The 19,834-nt window shown below is 65.0% G+C and carries 13 protein-coding genes; 9 read left to right on the top strand and 4 right to left on the bottom strand.

Annotation, left to right across the window (positions count from 1 at the left end; all coding sequences use genetic code 11):
- Positions 1-349 precede the first annotated feature (349 nt).
- The 3 genes from RMO57_RS04720 to RMO57_RS04710 form a co-directional block, all read right to left on the bottom strand.
- The gene (locus RMO57_RS04720) at positions 350-2,008 is read right to left on the bottom strand and encodes a SulP family inorganic anion transporter (protein WP_310384706.1); all 1,659 of its coding nucleotides are present in this window, start codon (positions 2,006-2,008) and stop codon (positions 350-352) included.
- A gap of 11 nt (positions 2,009-2,019) precedes the next feature.
- Positions 2,020-3,831 (bottom strand): GGDEF domain-containing protein, encoded by a 1,812-nt coding sequence (locus RMO57_RS04715; RefSeq protein WP_310384704.1) that lies wholly within the window; start codon positions 3,829-3,831, stop codon positions 2,020-2,022.
- A 244-nt stretch (positions 3,832-4,075) separates the two neighbouring features.
- Complete coding sequence (locus RMO57_RS04710; protein ID WP_310384703.1) at positions 4,076-6,220, bottom strand: GGDEF domain-containing protein; 2,145 nt, start codon at positions 6,218-6,220, stop codon at positions 4,076-4,078.
- Between the two features lie 264 nt (positions 6,221-6,484).
- Here RMO57_RS04710 and RMO57_RS04705 point away from each other — a divergent pair, with 264 nt between their 5' ends.
- From RMO57_RS04705 to RMO57_RS04665, 9 genes are all read left to right on the top strand, one after another.
- Positions 6,485-7,219 carry a TetR/AcrR family transcriptional regulator gene (locus RMO57_RS04705; RefSeq protein WP_310384702.1) on the top strand — a complete coding sequence of 245 codons (735 nt, stop codon included), beginning with the start codon at positions 6,485-6,487 and terminating at the stop codon, positions 7,217-7,219.
- A 14-nt stretch (positions 7,220-7,233) separates the two neighbouring features.
- Entirely contained in the window at positions 7,234-7,740 is a 507-nt protein-coding gene (locus tag RMO57_RS04700) for a DUF2867 domain-containing protein (RefSeq protein WP_310384699.1), read from the top strand.
- Positions 7,733-9,073 (top strand): AarF/ABC1/UbiB kinase family protein, encoded by a 1,341-nt coding sequence (locus tag RMO57_RS04695; protein ID WP_310384697.1) that lies wholly within the window; start codon positions 7,733-7,735, stop codon positions 9,071-9,073. The genes RMO57_RS04700 and RMO57_RS04695 overlap by 8 nt, the downstream gene beginning before the upstream one ends.
- Complete coding sequence (locus tag RMO57_RS04690) at positions 9,070-10,416, top strand: glycosyltransferase (RefSeq protein ID WP_310384694.1); 1,347 nt, start codon at positions 9,070-9,072, stop codon at positions 10,414-10,416. Before RMO57_RS04695 ends, RMO57_RS04690 begins: the two co-directional genes overlap by 4 nt.
- Positions 10,417-10,567: 151 nt before the next feature.
- Positions 10,568-11,257: a molybdopterin-dependent oxidoreductase gene (locus tag RMO57_RS04685; protein WP_310384692.1), complete on the top strand. Its 690-nt coding sequence runs from the start codon at positions 10,568-10,570 to the stop codon at positions 11,255-11,257.
- A gap of 209 nt (positions 11,258-11,466) precedes the next feature.
- Complete coding sequence (locus tag RMO57_RS04680; protein ID WP_310384690.1) at positions 11,467-11,862, top strand: DUF6463 family protein; 396 nt, start codon at positions 11,467-11,469, stop codon at positions 11,860-11,862.
- Positions 11,863-11,940: 78 nt separating this feature from the next.
- Positions 11,941-14,520: a mechanosensitive ion channel family protein gene (locus tag RMO57_RS04675; RefSeq protein ID WP_310384688.1), complete on the top strand. Its 2,580-nt coding sequence runs from the start codon at positions 11,941-11,943 to the stop codon at positions 14,518-14,520.
- A gap of 409 nt (positions 14,521-14,929) precedes the next feature.
- Positions 14,930-16,747, top strand: a complete 1,818-nt coding sequence (locus RMO57_RS04670; RefSeq protein WP_310384687.1) for a DUF1800 domain-containing protein — start codon at positions 14,930-14,932, stop codon at positions 16,745-16,747.
- Positions 16,748-16,754: 7 nt separating this feature from the next.
- Complete coding sequence (locus RMO57_RS04665) at positions 16,755-18,290, top strand: DUF1501 domain-containing protein (RefSeq protein ID WP_310384685.1); 1,536 nt, start codon at positions 16,755-16,757, stop codon at positions 18,288-18,290.
- Positions 18,291-18,554: 264 nt separating this feature from the next.
- On the opposite strand, the gene RMO57_RS04660 is transcribed toward RMO57_RS04665, so the two are convergent.
- Positions 18,555-19,418 (bottom strand): transposase, encoded by an 864-nt coding sequence (locus RMO57_RS04660; RefSeq protein ID WP_310384683.1) that lies wholly within the window; start codon positions 19,416-19,418, stop codon positions 18,555-18,557.
- Positions 19,419-19,834: the final 416 nt, after the last annotated feature.

Raw genomic sequence — 19,834 nt, 5'->3', positions numbered from 1 at the left:
GCAGGGGCGCGGCTGTGGGTCGGCGCGGATTTGGGTCAATTATTTAATCGTTAATCTACTAACTATTAAAGACTCGACCCTCGGCTTTGTTGAGACCCTCGGCTTTGGTGACCCTCGGCTTTGCTATGACCCTCGGCTTTGCTACATCCCCTCCATCCTGGCTCAATTTTCTTTTTGCTCGCGCCAGCAGTCAGTCTGGACACTTTGGCAAGGCCCACATCTCAATGTGCGGCGACTTGAAAGGCCAAGCGAAAATTTTTAGCCAGGATGGAGGGGATCAAAGAGATCAAAGAGATCAAAGAGATCATGTCGCCAAGCACAGCGCGGGCGAGCGGCAGCGCTGATCTGCTCAGGGACTGACCCAGTCTTGCACCGACATCCCCTGGTGATGGCTCAAAAACAGCTGCCCATCAAACCAGCGCGTCCAGTCGCTGGCCTTCAGCAGGTCCAGCACCGGGCCCTTGACCTCGGACAGATCAAGCCGCACGCCTTGGCGTTTGAGGCTCGCGTGCAGCTCACGCAAGGCCTCCAGGCCGCTGAAATCTATGCTGTTGACCGGCGACATCATGATCACCACCCGCCGCACATCAGGGAACTTGCGCAGATGCACCTGCACCACATCGGCCAGGCTGCGCGCATTGGTGAACAGCAGGCTCTCGTCAATGCGCAGCCCCATCACATCAGACCGGCACTCGACCGCATACCGCTCAACATTGCGGTAATGCTCGGTGCCGGGCACCCGCCCGAGCAAGGCCACATGCGGCCGCGCACTGCGCTTGAGCAGCAGCGCGATCGAGCCCAGCACGCCCAGCCCTAAGCCGGCCGCCACGCTCCAGCACAGCACGATCAGCGTCACCGCCAGCATCAGCACGGCCTCGCTGCGCGCATAAGCCCAAGCCTCCACAAAGGGCTGCAGCCGCAGGCCCGACAGCACGGCCACCAAAATGGTGGCGGCCAAGACCGTCTTGGGCAACCAGGCCAGTGGTTCGGCCAGCAACAAGAGGGCCAAGCCCATCAGCGCGGCAATGTAGACGCCGGTCATGCGCGTGCGCCCGCCGGCTTCATGCGTGAGCACGCTGCGCGAAAAACTGCCCGCCACCGGCATGCCGCCGCTGAAGGCCGCCACCAGATTGGCGCCGGCCAAGCCGCGCAGCTCGGCGGCTGGGTCCACGCGCGCATCGCCCAGGCCAACCCGGCGCCGCCCCAGCGACTCGGCCACCACCAGGCTGGAAACATAGGCCATCAAGGCCAACAGCAGGGCGTTGGGCAGCAGGGCGACCCAGAGCGCGGCGCTCAGCGGCGGGGCTCCGAGCGGCAAGGCAAGCGCCGGCAGCTCGCCCAACAAGTCCACGCCATGGGTCTGCGCCTGCGTCCACCAGGCCAGCGCCATCGCGCCCAACAACAGCAGCAGCGGCGCCAGCCGACCCAGCAGCGGGCTTAAACGCCGCCGCCCGGCCAATAACAGGGCCACGCTCAAGCAGCCAAACAGCGCGGTCGCACCCTGCCAGGGGCGGGCGCCGTGCAGCAGGCTGCCCAGCAGCGTCGGCAAGTCGAAGCCCTTGGCCGTGCTGCCCAGCAAGACCGGCAGCTGGCTCATCGCAATCGCCAGCGTGGCGCCGGTCTCGAAACCATGCAGCACCGGCACCGACAGCAGTGAGGCCAGCGCATCCAGCCGCAAGGCCGCCGCCAGGGCCAGGATCAAGCCGACCTCGGCCGCCAGCACCAGGGCGCCGTCACTGGCGCTGACGCCGGCCGGCAAAGCGCCCAGTGCCTGCGCAATCATCAGTGCCAGCACCGCCACCGGGCCGACGCCCAGCACCGGGCTGGAGCCTAAAGCGGCATAGGCCAGCAGCGGTAGCAAGCTGGCATAGAGGCCAATCTGCGGCGGCAGGCCCGCCAACATCGCATAGGCCAGGCATTGCGGGATCAGCAGCACCGCGACCACCAAGGCGGCGAGCAGGTCCGCCTGCGCCAGTTCGCGACCGTAATGAAACGGGAAAAACTTCATCGCGGTGGGCCTCAGGCAGCTGGGCCCAAGACCTGCAGCAGGCTGACGCGCTCGGACGAGCAGGCGGCGTCGAAGTCGGCCTCGATCTGCAGCAGGGCGTCGCTGTCGCGCGCGTCCACCGTGGCGATACCCATGGCACGGTTGCGGCCGCCTGCCTTGGCGGTGTAGAGCGCCATATCGGCCCAGTTGACCGCTTGCTCCCAGGCCAGATCAAGCCTGGACGGCGGCAGCGGGAAATGTGCAAAACCGATCGACACGGTCACCCGCAGCGGGCCGTTTTCGGTGTTGACCGGCACCGCCCCCACGCCTTGCAAGATGCGCTCGGCAAGGTGCGCCAGGTGCTCCAGGCTGACATCGGGTGCAAACACCAGAAACTCCTCGCCGCCCCAGCGCACCACCAAATCCTCGGCGCGCACCGCGTGGCTGAGCCGGCGCGCCACTTCGCAAATCACTACGTCGCCGACGCCGTGGCCGTGCTGGTCATTGACATGTTTGAAATGGTCGATATCAATCATCAGCAGCGAGCCATTGAAATGGGCTTGCGGCTGCTGCGCCATCACGCCGAGGAAGTGGCGGCGGTTGGCCAGGTCGGTCAGCGGGTCGCGCTCGCTTTGCGCCCGCAGCAGGGCCTCATTGGCCTTCAGCCGCTTGTTGGAATCGCGCACGCGCTTGACCATCACCACCGCCAGGCCCATCGCCAGCAGCAGCAGGGCCGCCAGCGCCAAGCCGACCTGCTGCGCAAGCTGGCGGTTAGCGAGTTGCCGCTCCACCAGGCTTTTGTCGCGCGTCAGCAGATCCAGATCGGCCTGCTTGCGGTCGCTGTCGTATTTGACCTTCAGCTGCGTCAGCGACGCCTCCCGGTTCAGCGCCACCAGCTCGGCATTCAGGCGCCGCTCGGCATGAAAAAGTGTCAAGGCTTCCTTGGCCTGGCCCGCCGCGCCCCAGGCTTCGCCTTCTTCACGCAGTTCTTCGATCAGGATGGCGCGGTCGCTCCAGTCCCGCCGCATCTCGGCCAACAGCGCGCGTTCGCGGCGGGCGCGCTCAAACTGGCGCGCTTGAATCAAGGCCAGTACGAGGTTGTGACGGGCCGTGCGCAGCGCCCGCTGATGGCCCAGCTGCTGCAACACGGGCAGGGCCTGCTCGACGGCGGCAATGGCTTGGCGGGGCCGCCGCATTTGCATATAGGCGTCCGCCAGCCCGATCTGCATCTGCGCGGCCATATGCGGCGCGTCGGCCTTGCTGGCCAGGGCCAAACCCTCCTCCAGCGCAAGCAGTTGATCGTCCAGGCGGCCGTCCCGCCAGGCCAGCGTGGCCTCGTAGCTCTTCATCTGCGCCATCGCCAGCAGGTCGCCCTGGGAAATTTGCTGGGCCAGCTTCAAGCCACGTTGCGCCTCTTGCGTTTGGCCGGCCAAATGGCTGAGCACCGCCAAGTTGCCGATGCTGATGGCGCGCAGATAGTCGTCGCGGCCGGCCTCGGCGAGTTCAAGGCCGTGGCGAGCCGAGGCCTCGGCCTGGCTCAAGACCCCCTCGTTTTGCTGCTTGCGCGTCAACACCCGCAAGGCCGCCCAGGCGCTGCGGAATTCGCAATTCTGTGCCAGCGCTGCGCCGGCGGGCGCGCGCGGGCAATCGGGCGCAAAGCCGGCCAGCGCCTTCTCGGCAAACTCGGCCGCCTGCAGGCTGCGGCCCTCGCGGTCGGCTTCTTCGGCCAGCAAGAGATTCAGCCGGGCCTGCTGCAGTGGGTCTTGTGCCAACACCAGCGCAACCCGCTTGACCTCGTCGGCATGGCCGGCCAGGACGTGAATGCGCCCCTCGGCCAGCAGCAATTGCTGCTGCTGGCCGCTGCCGGCATGGGCCGGATCCAGGCGCAGCTGCTGCAGGATCTGCAGCGCCAGCGCGGGCTTGTCATGCGCAATGCGCTGCAGACGGGCGAGTTGCGCAGACGGGCGAGTTGCGCAGCCAAGGCCGGGTCAACGGGTACATCAGCGGGCGCGCCGGCCGCCGCCGCCGCGGCGGCGCACAGGCTCAGGCTGACGACCAGCAGGCGCAGGGCTTTCAGCAGGGCGGCCCTCATGGCGGGGCCGCCGCCAGCGCTGCTTGGTCGGGGCCCTGCAAGGCCAGCAGCTTGATGCTGCCCTCATGCCAAGCCGCCTCCATGCGCGCAGCCAGGCCCAGCAGGCCGGCTTCATCGGCGGCCGCTATGGCTTCGATGCCGTAGGCCTTGTTGCGGCCGTGGGCCTTGGCCATGTACATCACGGTGTCAACCAAATCGATCGCCCGCTCCCAGCTCAGCGCCAAGCCGAGCGGTGCCATCGGGAAACTGGCAAAGCCGATCGAGGCGGTGATTGGAATCAGCTGCGCGCCATGGCTGACGGCCTGCCCGCCTATGCCCTCAAGCAGGCGTTGCGCCAAGGCGCCGGCATAGTCGGCGTCGCGGGTGTCGACCACGATCAAAAACTCCTCGCCGCCCCAGCGCACCACCAGGTCCTCTTCTCTGAGTGCGGCGCGCAGGCGCTGGGCGATTTCGACCAGCACGCTGTCACCGGCGGCGTGGCCGTAGCCGTCGTTGATGCGCTTGAAGTGGTCGATGTCGATCAGGAACACGCTGCCGCTGAGCTTGCCCTGGTCGGCCAGGCGCTTGATGGCGGCCTGGAAATGCCGCCGGTTCGACAGCCCGGTCAGTGGGTCACGCTCGCCCTGCACGCGCAGCGCGGCATTGCTGCTGGCCAGGGCCAGATTGGTTTTGCGAATGCGCTGGTAGGCCAGGCCCAGCAGCACGCTGGACAGCAGCACGCAGCCGCCCAAGGCGGCCCACAGCCGCAGCCGCAGATCGCGCTCGCGCAGCTGCTCGGCCTTCAAGCTCATATCGCGGTTGAGCAACTCGACTTCTTTGGCGCGGCGTTCGTCGTCGTAACGAGCCTGCGTTTCCAGCACGGCCTTGCGGGTGTCGGCGCGCAAGACTTGGTCAATCAGCGTGCGGTACTGGTGATAGGCATGGGCGGCGCCGTCCAAATCAGCGGCCCCTTCCAGATAAATGCCCAGCTCCTGCCAGCTGCCCGCCGCCGAACTCTTGGCGCTGCGCTTTTCATCAAAGTCTATCGATGCCAGCACATCGCGCTTGCCCTCGGCCACCCGTTTGAGGCCGATCTTGGCGAGGCCACTGTTGGCGCGGGCGAGCGACTCGGTGGGCATATCCTTGGCCGACTGCGCCAAGGGCAAGGACTCTTCGGACAGCCGCAACGCCGTTGCGTAATCGCCTTGCTTGAGGCTGAGGTCCGCCAAGTTGGACAAAGCCAGCGCCAGCATATCGTCGGCACCGCTCAACCTTGCGCTTGCCACGGCGGCCAGTTTGGCTGCCCGTGCCAGTGCTTGCTTGCCTTGCTCGGCGTAGATGATGCCCTGCATGGTCTGAATCGAGTTCATCAGCGAGGGGTCAGGGTCACGCTCGGCCTCCAGCAACGCTTCGCTGATCGTCTGTTCTGCGCGATCGAGCTGTTGGGCCTGCACATAGAGGTCGGCCAATGCCGTCAAGAGGTCGGCGCGGCGCCAGGACTTCTGAACTTTGTCGGCCAGCTGCAGAGCGATGTTGACATGACTCAAGGCGCCATCCAAGTCGCCGGACTCGGCCAGCAGGCCACTCATCAGCGAATGCGCGCGCAGCAACATGATGGGGCTGGTGTTGGCGAGCGTATGTGCCGGCAAGCCGCTCAGCTCCTTCTTGGCGGGTGCGAGTTGCCCCTGGGCATAAAAGCGTCGGGCCAGCAGCAGCTGGCGCGCCAACTTTGCATTGTTCTTGTGGGCCCCTGCGGGCCAGTCGGCCATGGCCTTGAGCATGGCTTCGAGCACATCTTGCTGATGTGACCTCAGGCTCAGCCCGCCACGCAGCCACAGCAGCTCGAGCAGCTCCTCGCTGCCCGCAGCCAGCTTGGGCTGCAGCGCCAGCAATTCGCGCTCGTGCTTGGCCTGCTGAAGGTTGCCATCGCGCGCAATTCGCTCCAGGACGGCCGTGACCGTCTGATCTGGTGCCGGCTGCGCGTTCGTCAGGGGCGCTCGGGGCTCAGGCTTGCATGCGCTCAAGCCGGCCATGCCAAGTGTGCCAAGTGCCAGTGCCAGCGCCATTACCAGCGCCATTACCAGCGCCAGCAAGCTGCCGGCCACGCGGCTGCCCACGGATGACCGTGCCGCTTGGCTGCTTGGCGGGGTGACTCTGCTCATTGGCTTTGCTATCGACATCATTGCGACCGACTTGATGACCCACACGACGGCCGGATTGCTAGGCCCCGCGACTAATTAACGTCAACCGGCAGCAGTGTAGTGAAGCCCGGGCCTGCAAAACGCCCGTTGTCGCCGTTTGGCATCGGCATTAGCCCGCAGTGCGCACCGCGGCGCGCTGTGCTTGGCTTCGCCGTCAAGGCTTTAAAAGATATTGACTATTCATAAACAATAGAAAACAATCGATCAAACAGTAGCTTGATCATTATGCGCATCTCCAAATCACAAACCGAGAAGAACCGGCGGCTCGTCATACAGACGGCGGTGGACCTGATGACGGCCCAGGGCTTCGAGGGCACGACGATGAAGCAGATCGCGCGCGCCGCCGAACTGGGCGACGCGACGATTTACAAGTACTTCCCCAGCAAGGAGAAGTTGGTGCTGGCCTATTTTCAGCAGGCGGCGGCGGATGCCTTGGCGGACATCGCCAAGACGCCGGGCCTGGCCAGCTTCACGCTGCAGGAGCACATGCAGTTGTTGATCGATGCCTTGCTGGAGCGGTTTTTGGCCGACCGCGAATTTGTGGCACTCGCTCACAAGCTGGTGGCGGGCGCGCCCTTGCTGCTGATGGGCGACGACTTGCCCGGCAAGACCCTGCTCAGCCAAGCCTTTGCCGAGCTGTTGGCGCAGGCCGAAAGCAAGGGCGAGATCGCCCCCTGCGGCTTCAAGCCCAGCCTGGCGGCGCTGCTGGCCGACGGTGTGTATGCCATCACTGCCTATTGGCTGCGCGATGACTCCGAGGAGTTCGCCAACACCACCCAGATGGTTGATCTGAGCCTGGGCCTGCTGGTGCTGACCCTGCACAGCGGCGTCATCAACAAGGCGCTGGAGTTGGGCGGCTTCATGTTGCGCAGCCAGCTCAGTCGGCTGCTGCGCGATGGCCACGGCTTGCTTGACCTGCTCAAGCTGGCGCGCATGGGGTTGGGCGGGGTCGGCAAATGAAGGCTGGGCAGGTCTTGAAAACCGCGCTGCCCGCAGCCAGCCGCATTGTGCTGGCGCTACCCGGTGCCGACTTCGCCGACAGCTACCGCTTCGCCAGCGCCCGGCCCGAGGCCTGCGCGCTGGCGCAGTTTCTGGCCCTGTTCGCGCGCACGCCGGGCTGGATGAAATTGATGATGGACATGCGCAACCGGGTGGTGGGCCATGTCGGGCTGAAGAACCTGGGCGGCATGGCGCTGCGCGATCCGGCCAAGCCGGCCGCGGCCTACAAGGTGGGCGAGCGGGTCGGCATCTTCACGCTGCAATATGCGGATGAGCGCGAGGTGATTCTGGAGGACCGCGACAAGCATCTGCATGTGCAGCTGTCGCTGTTCAGGCTGGGTGCGGACGAGTTGCAGCTCAGCACCGTCGTGCATATCCACAACCGGCTGGGCCGCGTTTATATGAGCGTGGTCGGCCCGGTGCATGGGCTGATCGTGCCCTTGATGCTGAAGCAGGTATCGAGGCAGGCCGGCCATGTCTGACGCGCCCCGCACCGGCCGGCTGGCGCGCGGCGCGATCGCCGGCATGGCGGTGGCGCGGGCCGGCGCTGCGCAGCTGGGCCACAAGGCGGCGGGCCTCACGCGCTCGGCCGAGCTGGGCGAGCAGGCGCGGTTGGCGCATGAAGTCAAGCTCGGCCGCATCCTGTTCGGCGCCATGAACCAACTCAAGGGCACGGCGCTGAAGGCGGCGCAGCTGCTCAGCATGGAGCTGGGCTTTTTCCCTGAGGCGATGCGGGCGCAGCTGGCCCGCGCCCATTACCAGGTCACGCCGCTGAACCGGGCGCTGGTGATCAAACTGCTGCGTCAGGAGTTCGGGCGCGGGCCGGACGAGCTGTTCGCCCAGTTCGAGCCCAGCGCCTTTGCGGCCGCCAGCTTGGGCCAGGTGCATGGCGCGACGCTGGCCAGTGGCGAGGCGCTCGCGGTGAAGCTGCAATACCCGGGTATGGCCGCCTCCATCGGCAGCGATATGGCGATGTTGCGCACGCTATTGCAGACGCTGGGGCGCGGCTCGGCCAGCCTGCCCAAGGCGGCCATCATCGAGCGCGTGCTGGCCGATATTGAACTCAAGCTGGCCGAGGAGCTGGACTACAGCCAAGAGGCCGAGCAGCTGCGCTGGTTCCGGCAAGCCTATGCCGCGCGGCCCGATCTGGTCGTACCGCAGACCTTCCCTCTGTTGAGCAGCAAACGGGTGCTGGCGATGCAGCGTCTGGCCGGGTTGCATCTGAATGAATGGTTAGCGAGCCAACCCAGCCAGACCCAGCGGGACCATTTCGGGCAAGTCTTGTTCGATACTTTTGTGTACAGCCTGTTCGTGTTGCGACGACTGCAGGCCGACCCTCATCCGGGTAACTATTTGTTCATGGCCGACGGCCGGCTGGGCCTGTTGGATTTTGGTTGCACCAAACAATTCAGTGCCGCGTTCTGCGATGGGATCGGCCTCGCATGGTCGGCCTTGCTTTGTCGGCCGATTGATTTGACGCGCGTGCAGCAAGCCTATCTGGCCCTCGGATTGATCGCGCCGAGCTTGAGCTCAGCTGAATTCCGTGAACAGTTGATGCCGGCGCTGGCCGCGACACAGGCTTGGCAGACGGCGCCCTTCGGCGCGGCGGACTATGACTTCGGCCTGCTCCCGGACTTGCCCCGGCCCGAACCGGCGCTACAACAACAGGCGGTTCGATATCTGCATTCGCTGGCACCCGAGTTGCCCTTTTTTGATCGTGCTTACCTCGGGTTGCTGCAGATGCTCAAGGCGCTGCGCGCGCGCGTGCGCACCCGCAACCCATGGATAGGCTCAAACGTAACGTCCACTCCATGAGCACACCGACAGAAGTCGCAAACCTGTTGAGTGGCTGTCATGAGCGCAGGGATGCCGCCCCGGTGCGGGTGTTGATCGCCACCGCTGGCAGCCACGGCGATGTATTGCCCTTTGTGGCGCTCGGGCAAGCGCTGGCGGCGCGCGGCCGAGAAGTGCTGCTGTTTGCCAACCCACATTTCCAGTCCATGGTCGAGCAAGCGGGCTTGCGCTTCGTGGCCATCGGCACTCAGCAGGACTACCAAGCGCTGTTCCGTGCAACAGCCGCCGCCGACTCGAAACTAGCCTTTGAGCTGGTCGCGCAGGAGCTGGCCAATCTTGGCCCGGTCTACTACCAAGCCATGAAGGCCGAGCTACGACCAGGGCGGACGATCAGCATCGGTAACTCGTTGCTGTTTGCCGCGCGCTTGCTGCGCGAAACCGACGGCGTGCCCTGCGTCACCGTGCATCTGGCGCCGTCGGTATTCCAGTCCGACGTCGCGCCGGCGCGGCTGGCGGCACGCTGGATCAAGGCCAGCAGCCCGGCCTTGTTGAAGCGCTTGGCCTGGTGGTCGTTGGACCGATTCTTCTACGCGCCGCACTTTGCCGCCCCCTTGAACCGCTGGCGTGCCGAGTTAGGACTCGCCCCGCTGCGGGAAATTTTCCGTGCCTGGATTCATCAAGCCGATCTTTTGCTGGCGCTGTTCCCGGACTGGTTCGCCGAGCCTCAACGTGACTGGCCCGCCGGCTTGGCCTTGACCGGCTTCCCGCTTTACGACCATGGCGAACATGTGGTCGTGCCGCCGGCCTTGCAAGAATTTTTGACAGCGGGCTCTGCGCCGGTGGCTTTTTCGCCCGGTACCGCCTCGGTCGGCAACCAGGCTTTCTTCAAGGCTTCCGTCGACGCATGCCGCCTGGCGGGCGTGCGCGGCATCTTGCTCTCGCACTTTCCCGGGCAAGTTGGCGAGCTACCGGCCGACATGATCCAGGTCGATTACGCGCCCTTCGGCGCCTTGCTGCCCCACCTGGCCGCCTTTGTTCACCACGGCGGCATCGGCAGCACAGCCCAAGCGCTGCGAGCCGGCGTGCCGCAGCTGATCTGTCCGCTTGCCTATGACCAGTTTGACAACGCCCAGCGCGCCGTCCGCGCCGGCGTGGCCATTGAGCTTGCGCCCAAGCAATACACGGCGCCGGCGGTGGCGGCCGCCTTGCAGCGGCTGATGGTCGACCCCTCTGTACGTGCCAATTGTCGGCAGGCCGCCGAGCGCCTCGCCGCCCAAGGCCCGGGTATCGAGCGGGCTTGCGAGCAGATCGAATCCCGTTTGATACCCCTGCTGAAGTCTCCGCGGCCACCCCCAAGTAACTGACTAATTGTTGCTGACGCTGTTGCCGGCTTGGCTCGCTCCCACCCTACAACAACGCACGCATCACCGCACTCGGCGGCGGCTGGTCCATTCCAGCGCGCCGACGGTCCGCCAGAAAGCTGGCAAGCGATTTAATCTATTGAAACCCGACGCCATGCCCAACCCTGACGCTTACCTCCCCCCCGGCCAGCGCGAAATTGACGCGTTCCCCCGCTTCGGCTTGACTCAATTTGCGACCCGTTTTCCAGCTCAAATCGACACTCTCAGACTGCAAATTGGCGGGGAGGTCAGGACGCCGATCGAGATCGGCATGAACCAACTGCGGCAATTGCCTCAACTGGAGTTGATTGCCGATTTTCATTGCGTCACGACCTGGACGCACAAGGGTCTGCAATGGAGTGGCGTACGCTTTCGCGACTTCTACCAGCAACTGGTCGTGCCGTTGGCGGGCCCGGCGGACACGGCAGTTTTTGTGATCCTGCGCGGCCAAGATGGCGCGCGTGGGTGCTCGGCGCTGGAGGATCTGCTGGCCGACGACGTGCTGTTGGCCGACCGCTTGAATGGTCAAGCTTTGGGCGTCGCCCATGGCGCACCGCTGCGTTTGCTGGCGCCGGCCCATTACGGCTACAAAAGCGTGAAGCATTTGGCGCGTATCGAGTTCCTCAGCAGCAGAGCCAACTACCGCCCAAGCGGCTTTCGTTTCATGGACCACCCCCGCGCCAGGGTGGCGCTGGAGGAGCGTGGACGGTGGTTGCCGAACTGGCTGTTGCGCCGGCTTTACCGTCCGCTGATTGGCCCCACCGCCGCGCGCTTTGAACAAGCCTTGGTTGATCGAAAAACATAGGCAAAGCCTGGGCCACCGGTTCGCCGCCGACCCGGGAAAAAATTGGGGTCAGGTTCATTTAATTTCGGCCCAATAAATGAACCTGACCCCATTTAAAGAACCCATTGAAAGAATTTTGGGTGCTGCCAATGAATGGCTTCGCAGCTGAGCGGCGGCCCCGGCCCGATTTTTTCCCATGCCTGACTCAGGCGAACTTGCCAAGGACAGCGATGCAAACCACAGCCCTCACAGCCCCGACAACGCGCATTTGGATCGGCCATTGGCTGATGGCCGTGGCGGCGCTGCACACCTTGTTCGCCTTGCTCGCGCTGCACCAACCGATTTTGAGCCTGGTGCAGCGCGGTCTGTTCGACGCCGTCGGCCAAGACCCCATGGCGGCGGCCACGGTCTGGTTTGTGTTGTTCGGCGCGCTGCTGGCCCTGCTGGCCCTGGCCATCACGCCTTTGGAGCGCAGCGGCGATGGGCTGACCTTGCGGCGGCTCGGGTGGGGCGTGCTGTTGCTCAGCGTGTTGGGCGTGGTGTTGATGCCGGTCTCGGGCTTTTGGCTGGCCTTGCCGGCCGGCATCGCCATGCTGCGCCGGCGGCCGGCTGTTGCGCGCACCTAACTACCTAGCCACAGCGCGATTCAGCGGCGCGGCTGCCGGCACAATGCAGCTGCGCCGGGTTGGCGAATTGGGCTTTGCATGATCAAGATCGAACCAAGTGCTGAGTGTGGAAAGCGGCTGCGGCGCGCCGGTGTGCTGCTTGCCTTGTTGGGCCTGTTGTTGGGCCTGTTAGCCCTGGGTACAGCGGCGCCGAGCTGGGCACAGGCCCTGTCGACCGGCAATACGCCGGCCGCCGAGAGCCGCGCTGAGGTGATCGCGCCGGCCGATATTCCGGCCCGCGCCGACGCCGATGAACAACTGATCGGCACCGTCGTGCGGCGCGCCCAAAGCACCGACGCGGGGCGCCGCCTGGAGGAGGCGCTGGCCGAGCGGGCCGAGTCCATCAAGCGCCTGACCGAACAGTCCAGCAGCAATGCGCTGGCCTTGCTGTCGGTGCGCCGGCTTGAAAGCTTGCGTCGGCATTGGCAATTACATGAGCGGGAGATTGCCCGCACCCGGGCCGAACTGACCCGTGTGATGCAGATGCGCTCGGAGGACGCCGCCGACCTGGCCGCCCGCCGCAACACCTGGCAAGCGACCCGGCTGACCGCGGCCGACTCGGCGCCGGCGCTGGTGCAGCGTGTGGATGAGCTGATTGCGCTGGCGCAGCAGGGCGAGGCCGACCTGGCCGGCCCGCTGACCAAGCTGTTGGAGCGTGGCCGCACCGCCAGCGCCCTGGCCGCGCATGTGCAGCACATGGGCAATGCCGTGTTGACCCGCATCGATGATCTGGACCGGCGCTTGCTGGTGATGGACGCGCCGCCGCTGTGGCAGGCCGCCGCCAGCGATGAAGCGACCGAGCCGGTCAGCGTGGGTCTGCGCAGCAGCCTGGAGATCGAGCGCGGCTTTGCCCGTGACCACGACGCCAGCAGCGCCAAGCTGCTGCCGGTCTTGGTGTTGCTGGCGCTGGCGCTGTTGCCGGCGATGTTTTGGCTGCAGCGGCGCGCTCAGCAAATGGTCTCCAGCGGCCAGGCCAGCGCGCTGGCAATGCAGGCGCTCTCAAGGCCGCTGGCCGCTTGGTTGGTGCTGGTGGCGCTGGGCGCCATGGTGTACGACCTGCAGGGCCCGATCATGCGCCAGCAGATGGTGATGCTGCTGGCCTGGGTGCCGGTGCTTGCCTTGCTGCAGCGGCGCATCCCGCCGCAAGTGGGGCCCTGGGCCTATTTGAGCGCGCTGTTCTATTTCTTGAACGTGGTGGCCTCCTTGTTTGTCGGCAGCCTGCTGGTCTACCGGCTTGGCTTGCTGGCGCTGAATGTGTTGATGCTGATCACGCTCGGGCTGCTGGGTTGGCGGGCGCTGCGCGAGCCTGCAGTCGCTGAGACCGCTGAGACCGCCGAGGCAGACGACGAGCCGGTGGCGTTCAGTCCCGCGCCGGCCGCTGCCGCCGAGGGCCGGAGCCGGATGCCGAAATGGCTGCCGGCGGCCTTGCTGCTGCTGGCCTGCGCGGTGTTGCTGGCCTCGGCCATGTCGAATGTACTGGGCAATATTTCGCTCACCACCATGCTCACAGGCGCCGTGCTGGATAGCAGTTATGCGGCGTTGGCGATCTATGCCGGCGCGACGGTGTTGGCGGCGCTGATGCAAGTGGTGCTGGCCCGGCCCAAGGTGGCTCGGCTGACCCAGCGCCATGTGGTCACGCTGCTGCCCATGGCGGTGCGCCTGGGCCGCCTCTTGCTGCTGGCGGGGTGGGTGATCTATGCCTTGCAGGACTTCCGCATCTACCGGCCGCTGGCCGAGCTGGTGATGGCGACACTCAGCTTCGAAGTGCCCCTGGGCGGGCTGACGCTGAGCCTGGGCAGTGTGGCGGCTTTTGTGGTGGCCACCTGGGCCTCGTTCTGGATTGCTCGCGGCGTGCGCCGGCTGCTCGCCGATGACGTGCTGCCGGCGCTCAAATTGCCGCTCGGCGTGGGCCAAAGCGTGGCCACCATCAGCTATTACTGCGTGCTGATGTTCGGCCTGCTGACGGCGTTGGCGGCGGCCGGCTTCAAGGTCGGCGAGTTGGCGATCGTGTTCGGGGCCTTGGGCATCGGCATTGGCTTGGGCCTGCAAGACGTGGTGCGCAACTTCGTCGCCGGTTTGATTCTGATGTTTGAGCGGCCGATCCGGCCCGGCGATGTGGTGGACGTGGCCGGCCTTACCGCCACCGTGCGCGACATCGGTTTGCGCGCCACCACCTTGACCACCTTCGACGGCGCCGATGTGGTGATGCCCAACGGCATGATCCTGGCCGACAAGCTGGTCAACTGGACGCTGACGGGCAATAGCCGGCGCATCAATATCGACGTCAGCACCGGCTACGAGGTCAGCCCGCAGCAGACCATTGCGATGCTGATCGGTATTGCGCAAGACCTCGACGGCGTTGCCTCCTTCCCGCCGCCCTCGGCCCTGTTGACCGGGCTGACGCCGGGCGCCTTGACCTTCAATGTGCGGGCCTGGACGACGCAGCAGGCTGACTGGGTGGCGGTGCGCAGCGCCTTTGCAATGCGCATCCGCGACGCCTTTGCCGAGGCCAATATCACCGTGCCGCTGCCGCAGTTGCATGTGCGCACGAGCGACGGCGGCGCGCTCGGCGCGCTGGGCCGCGGCGTGCCTGCGCCCGCCGGCCCCACGGCGGTTTGAGCGTGGCCACACTCAAACCTCGGGCGCTCGTGTTGCCCGGGTTCGGGGGGCCATCCCCTCCATCCCCTCCATCCTGGCTAAAAAGTTCTTCCAAGCCGTTGCCAAAGTCTTTGGACCGCTTGTGTACCCAAGCAATTTGAGCCTGGATGGAGGGGATGCAGGGGATGAAGCCAATGAAGGCGAGTTCAGCAGCGCTGGGTCGACATTCCAAATTTCTCGAACGCGGCTCCGGTATTTTTTCACGCCTTGGTCGGCCTTGTCGCCGGCACGGCTCAACTGGCAACAGGCGCTTACATCTCTTTCGTTTGGCGCCGCCCTGGCCTTGCATCCGCTCCCTACAGTCCACAGCCATGCGCAGCCCTTCCGCTTGCGCCGGCTTTTTGGAGGTCGATGTATGCGGCACTTGTGTTTGTTTTCTGAAGTCCCTCGCCAGCGCGCTCAGCAAGGCCGGCGGCCGGCCTTGCTGGGCGCGCTGGCGCTGGCGGCAGCCGCGCTGATGAGCGCCTGCGGCGGTGGCGGCGGCTCGGCCGATGCACCGAGCCCGCCGGCCACGCCGGCCAGCCCATCGCCCGCTCCCACGCCCACGCCAACGCCAGTCGTCGCCAAGCCCAGCAGCCGCGAGGAGGCGATGCGCTTTCTGATGCAGGCCAGCTTCGGCCCCACCGAGGCCAGCATCGCTGCCGTCATGGATAAAGGTTACGAGCCCTGGCTGGAGGAACAGTTCGCCAAGCCCGCCAGCGCGCACCGGCTCAACTGGGACGCCTCGGACGCAGCCGCCCGGGCGCTCAAGGCCAGTGACTCGGCCGGCAGCCGCGAGGTGCTGGACTCCTTCTACAAGGTGGCCATCACCGGCGACGACCAGCTGCGCCAGCGCGTTGCCTACGCCTTGTCGCAAATCATGGTGGTGTCGATGGCGCAAGACAATGTGGGCAACCAGCCGCGCGGCGTGGCGTCTTATCTGGACACCTTGTCCGCCAACGCCTTCGGCAATTACCGCGAGTTGCTGGAGCAGGTCACGCGCCATCCCGCAATGGGCTTGTACCTGTCGCATCTGAAGAACCAGAAGGAAGACGCCAAGACCGGCCGGGTGCCGGATGAAAACTTTGCGCGCGAGGTGATGCAGCTGTTCTCGATCGGCTTGATCGAGCTGAACGCCGACGGCAGCCCTAAGCTCGACGCCGGCGCCCCCAAGCCCAGCTACACCGGCGAGGACATTGCCGGCATGGCCAAGGTCTTCACCGGCTTCAGCTGGGACGGCCCCGACACCGCGGACGGCCGCTTCTGGGGCTGGTGCCCCGACTATTGCGAGGCCGACCGCGGCCTCAAGCCCATGCAGGGCTATAGCCAGTTTCACTCGCTCAGCGAGAAGCGATTCTTGGGCAAGGTGGTGGCCGCCCAGACCAAGGCCGACCCGGCCGCCAGCCTCAAGGTGGGCTTGGACGCGCTGGCCACGCACGCCAATGTTGGCCCCTTCATCGGCCGCCAGATGATTCAGCGCCTGGTCACCAGCAACCCCAGTTCCGCCTATGTGGGGCGCGTCTCTAAGGCCTTCGGCAGCGGTGATATGAAGGCCATGGTCAAGGCCATTTTGCTCGACACCGAGGCGCGTGATGCCACGGTGGCGGCGCAGGCCAGCTTCGGCAAGCTGCAGGAGCCGGTGCTGCGCCTAACTGCAGCCCTGCGCGCACTCGGCGCCAGCAGCGACTCCGGCGCCTGGCTGATCGGCAGCACCGATGACCCCGGCAGCCAGCTCGGCCAGTCGCCGCTGCGCTCGCCCTCGGTGTTCAACTTCTACCGCCCCGGCTTTGTCGCGCCCGGCAGCGAAAGCGGCGCCGCCAAGCTGACCATGCCCGAGCTTCAATTGGTGCAGGAAACTTCGGTTGCCGGCTATGCAAACTACATCAAGGGCGGCGTTGCCGGCGGTTTCGGCCAACGCGGGCTGGACTGGAAGGCCGCCCGCAATGACGTGCAGTTTGAGCTGACCGCGCTGGTCGCGCTGGCGGCCAAGCCGACCGAGTTGGTCGAGCAGGTCAGCAAGCAATTGCTTGGGAGCCGCAGCAATGCGGCGCTCAAGGCCGAGCTGGTGGCGGCGGTCGAATCGGTCAAGCTTGACGCGCTGAAGGCCGACGCCAGCAACAAGAAGAGCGTCGACGACCAGTCGCTGAACCGCGCCAAGCTGGGCGTCTATCTGGCGCTGGTGTCGCCTGAATATTTAGTCCAAAAGTGAGATGGTGATGAGCGCTAACTTCAACTCCCCTGCCTCCCGCCGCGCCTTTCTGGCCCAGGCCGCCCGCTTCGCCGGCTTGGGTGCTGCCGCGCCGATGGCGATGAATCTGGCCGCCTTCGGCAACGCCAGTGCGCAAACCGCGGGCGACTACAAGGCGCTGGTCTGCGTCTTCTTGTTTGGCGGCAACGACGCCTTCAATATGGTCTTGCCGACCGATGCCGAGTCTTGGAACGCCTACAGCCAGGTGCGCAATCAGGCACCCGAATCGATCGCCCTGCTGGCCCCCGGCAGCGCGCCGCAAATGGGCGCCGCGGCCGGCTCGCCCGAGCGGCTGGGCGGTGTGCTCGCCATCAACCCCATCACGTCGCAGAGCCGCAGCTTCGCCCTGCACCCCAGCATGGTTGGTGTACGCGACCTGTTTGCCGCCGGTCGCTTGGCCGTCTTGCCCAATATCGGCCCGCTGGTGCGGCCCACCGCCAAGGCCGATCTGAAGATAGCCAGCTTTGCGCGCCCGGCCGGCCTGTACTCGCACAACGACCAGCAGTCGACCTGGCAGGCGCTGACGCCCGAGGGCGCCACGGTGGGCTGGGGCGGGCGCTTCGCTGACCTCTTGATGGCCGGCAACAGCCAGCCTATCTTCAGCGCCATCTCGGCCGGTGGTAACGCGGTTTTTTTGAGCGGCCAGCAGGCGCTGCAGTACCAAATCAGCACGCGCGGCGCGATCCGTATCGGCGGCAGCGACAGCAGCTTGTTCGGCTCCACCACGGCGCTGGAGCGCATGAAGACCGTCATGCGCGGAGGCCGCGGCAACGACATGATTGGCCGCGACCATGCGGCGGTGGTCAGCCGCTCCCTGGCGGCCGAGGCGCTGATCGGTACGGCCTTGCCGGCGGCAAATGCGGCGCCCTACGGCACGCCCGGCCTGGCCAATGGTGCGGCCGATCCGCTCTTGCAATACGACAACCCGCTGACCGGCGCCAAGTCGAATAACTCATTAGCTCAGCAGCTGCAAGTGGTGGCACGCACGATGGGCGCACGCAGCGCCTTAGGCGCCGGGCGGCAGGTGTTCTTCGTCAGCCTGGGCGGCTTTGACACCCATGACGGCCAGAACCGCGCCCAAGCCGACTTGATGGCCAAGCTGTCGCAGGCGCTCAGCTATTTTGACAACACGCTGGGCGCCATGGGCCTGCGCAACAACGTCACCACCTTCACCGCCAGCGACTTTGGCCGCAGCTTCACCAGCAATGGTGACGGCACCGACCACGGTTGGGGCAGCCACCATTTCGTGATGGGCGGGGCGGTCAAGGGCCGTGAGTTCTACGGCAAGTTCCCGGTCGTCGGCGTGAAGAACGCCAAGAACAATGATTTCGACAGCAGCGCCAATCAGCTCGGCAATGGTGTGCTTCTACCCGAGACTTCGGTCGAGCAGCTGGGCGCGACGCTGGGGCGGTGGATGGGCGTGAGCGATGGCAACTTGGCCGACATCTTTCCGAATTTGAAGAACTTTGATGCGGGCAAGCGGGATTTGGGGTTTATGGGCTGAGGTCGGGCAAGTGCCGAGGGTCCGCAAGTGCCGAGGGTCAAGCGCAAGTGCCGAGGGTCAAGTCTTTAATCGGGCAAGTGCCGAGGGTCCACCAGTGCCGAGGGTCAAGTCTTTAATCGTTAGGCAAGTGCCGAGGGTCAGGCAAGTGCCGAGAGCGGAATGCCGAGTGCCGAGGGTCAAGTTGAGTGCCGAGGGTCAAGTCTTTAATCGTTAATTTGTAACCCAGGAAACACCAATCGGCGGTAAGTGGAACGCAGTCCTTCATCATCCAGTTGCGAGGGTTCTAGCCTTCTTGATCAACTGACTTACCCGCCCAGCCGTCAACCCCAATTCAGCCGCCAGCGCGGCCATGGTGATGCCTGAACGCTCATGCGCCATTCGCAGCGCCTCCTCCTTGCTGCCGCATCGCGCTATCCAATCATTCAGGGCCAGCGGCTTGCTACGTTGTGCCCTCGGTACCTCAGCGTGGGTAGCCAGTTTGCCCTCGATCTCCAACTGCACTCGGTCAATGAAGTTCTGCTCACCCAGATAGATTTGCTGCTTCAAAGCGTCGTCCCATAACCGCTGATCTGGCGCGCTGGCCACCAACGCTGCATAGGCCTTGGCAGCCTTGGCATGATCGCTGGCGTGGCGCACGGCACGACCCAATATATAGCCGTGCAGCTCGTTCATATCCAACCAGGCCGGAGCCTGTTCCAGCCCGACATGTGCGCGATAGCTCGACCACGGCCAATCTGCCGGAGAAGCCACCATTGCGGCGCGAACGGGATTCAACTCCACATACCGGCATAGCTCCATGAGGTAGGAATCCGTGTCCACCAAGATGGCTTTGAACCGTCCCTGGAACAAATGCCCGACCAAACCGTGGTGCCGGTTGAAAGCTTGCGTGTAGATGCCGTTGATATGGCGCATCAGCAAAGAAAGACTGGCCTCGCGCCGCGTGGTCACTACCAGGTGGTAATGATTTCTCATCAAGCAATAGGCCAACAAACTGGCGTCGTAACGTTCCAGCCCTTGCGCCACAACGCTCAAAAAGCGTACGGCATCAGCATCGACTTCAAAGATCAACTCGCGGCGGTCGCCGCGCGAGGTGAGGTGATACGTCGCTCCGGCGAACTCGATGCGCAATGGTCGGCTCATGGAATCGTCTCCAGTGACAGGTGAGAGAGAACGCAGGAGAAGATAGATTAACGATTAAAGACTTCCCTCGGCAATGACCAATGACCAAATTAACGATTAAAGACTTGACCCTCGGCAATGGGCCCTCGGCAATGGGGCAATGGCCCAATGGCCGGCAATGGCCCCAATGACTGGAATTAACGATTAAAGACTTGACCCTCGGCAACTCGCAATGGCGTGGCCCTCGGCAATGGCTCTGGAATTAACGATTAAAGACTTGACCCTTGGCACGCATGCTTACCCGCCCAGCCGTCAACCCCAATTCAGCCGCCAGCGCGGCCATGGTGATGCCTGAACGCTCATGCGCCATTCGCAGCGCCTCCTCCTTGCTGCCGCATCGCGCTATCCAATCATTCAGGGCCAGC

It is taken from the genome of Roseateles sp. (assembly GCF_031397715.1).
In the GTDB taxonomy this organism is placed as follows: Bacteria; Pseudomonadota; Gammaproteobacteria; order Burkholderiales; family Burkholderiaceae_C; genus Paucibacter_A.
The sequence above is the reverse complement of the archived record's forward strand: the minus strand, read 5'-3'. Positions and strand labels throughout refer to the sequence as shown.

Bases quoted from the DNA above. Each gene is read 5' to 3' on its own strand.
- RMO57_RS04710 (WP_310384703.1), bottom strand. From the start codon at position 6,220: ATGAGCAGAGTCACCCCGCCAAGCAGCCAAGCGGCACGGTCATCCGTG.
- RMO57_RS04690 (WP_310384694.1), top strand. From the start codon at position 9,070: ATGAGCACACCGACAGAAGTCGCAAACCTGTTGAGTGGCTGTCATGAG.
- RMO57_RS04680 (WP_310384690.1), top strand. From the start codon at position 11,467: ATGCAAACCACAGCCCTCACAGCCCCGACAACGCGCATTTGGATCGGC.
- RMO57_RS04665 (WP_310384685.1), top strand. From the start codon at position 16,755: ATGAGCGCTAACTTCAACTCCCCTGCCTCCCGCCGCGCCTTTCTGGCC.
- RMO57_RS04720 (WP_310384706.1), bottom strand. From the start codon at position 2,008: ATGAAGTTTTTCCCGTTTCATTACGGTCGCGAACTGGCGCAGGCGGAC.
- RMO57_RS04705 (WP_310384702.1), top strand. From the start codon at position 6,485: ATGCGCATCTCCAAATCACAAACCGAGAAGAACCGGCGGCTCGTCATA.
- RMO57_RS04695 (WP_310384697.1), top strand. From the start codon at position 7,733: ATGTCTGACGCGCCCCGCACCGGCCGGCTGGCGCGCGGCGCGATCGCC.
- RMO57_RS04685 (WP_310384692.1), top strand. From the start codon at position 10,568: ATGCCCAACCCTGACGCTTACCTCCCCCCCGGCCAGCGCGAAATTGAC.
- RMO57_RS04675 (WP_310384688.1), top strand. From the start codon at position 11,941: ATGATCAAGATCGAACCAAGTGCTGAGTGTGGAAAGCGGCTGCGGCGC.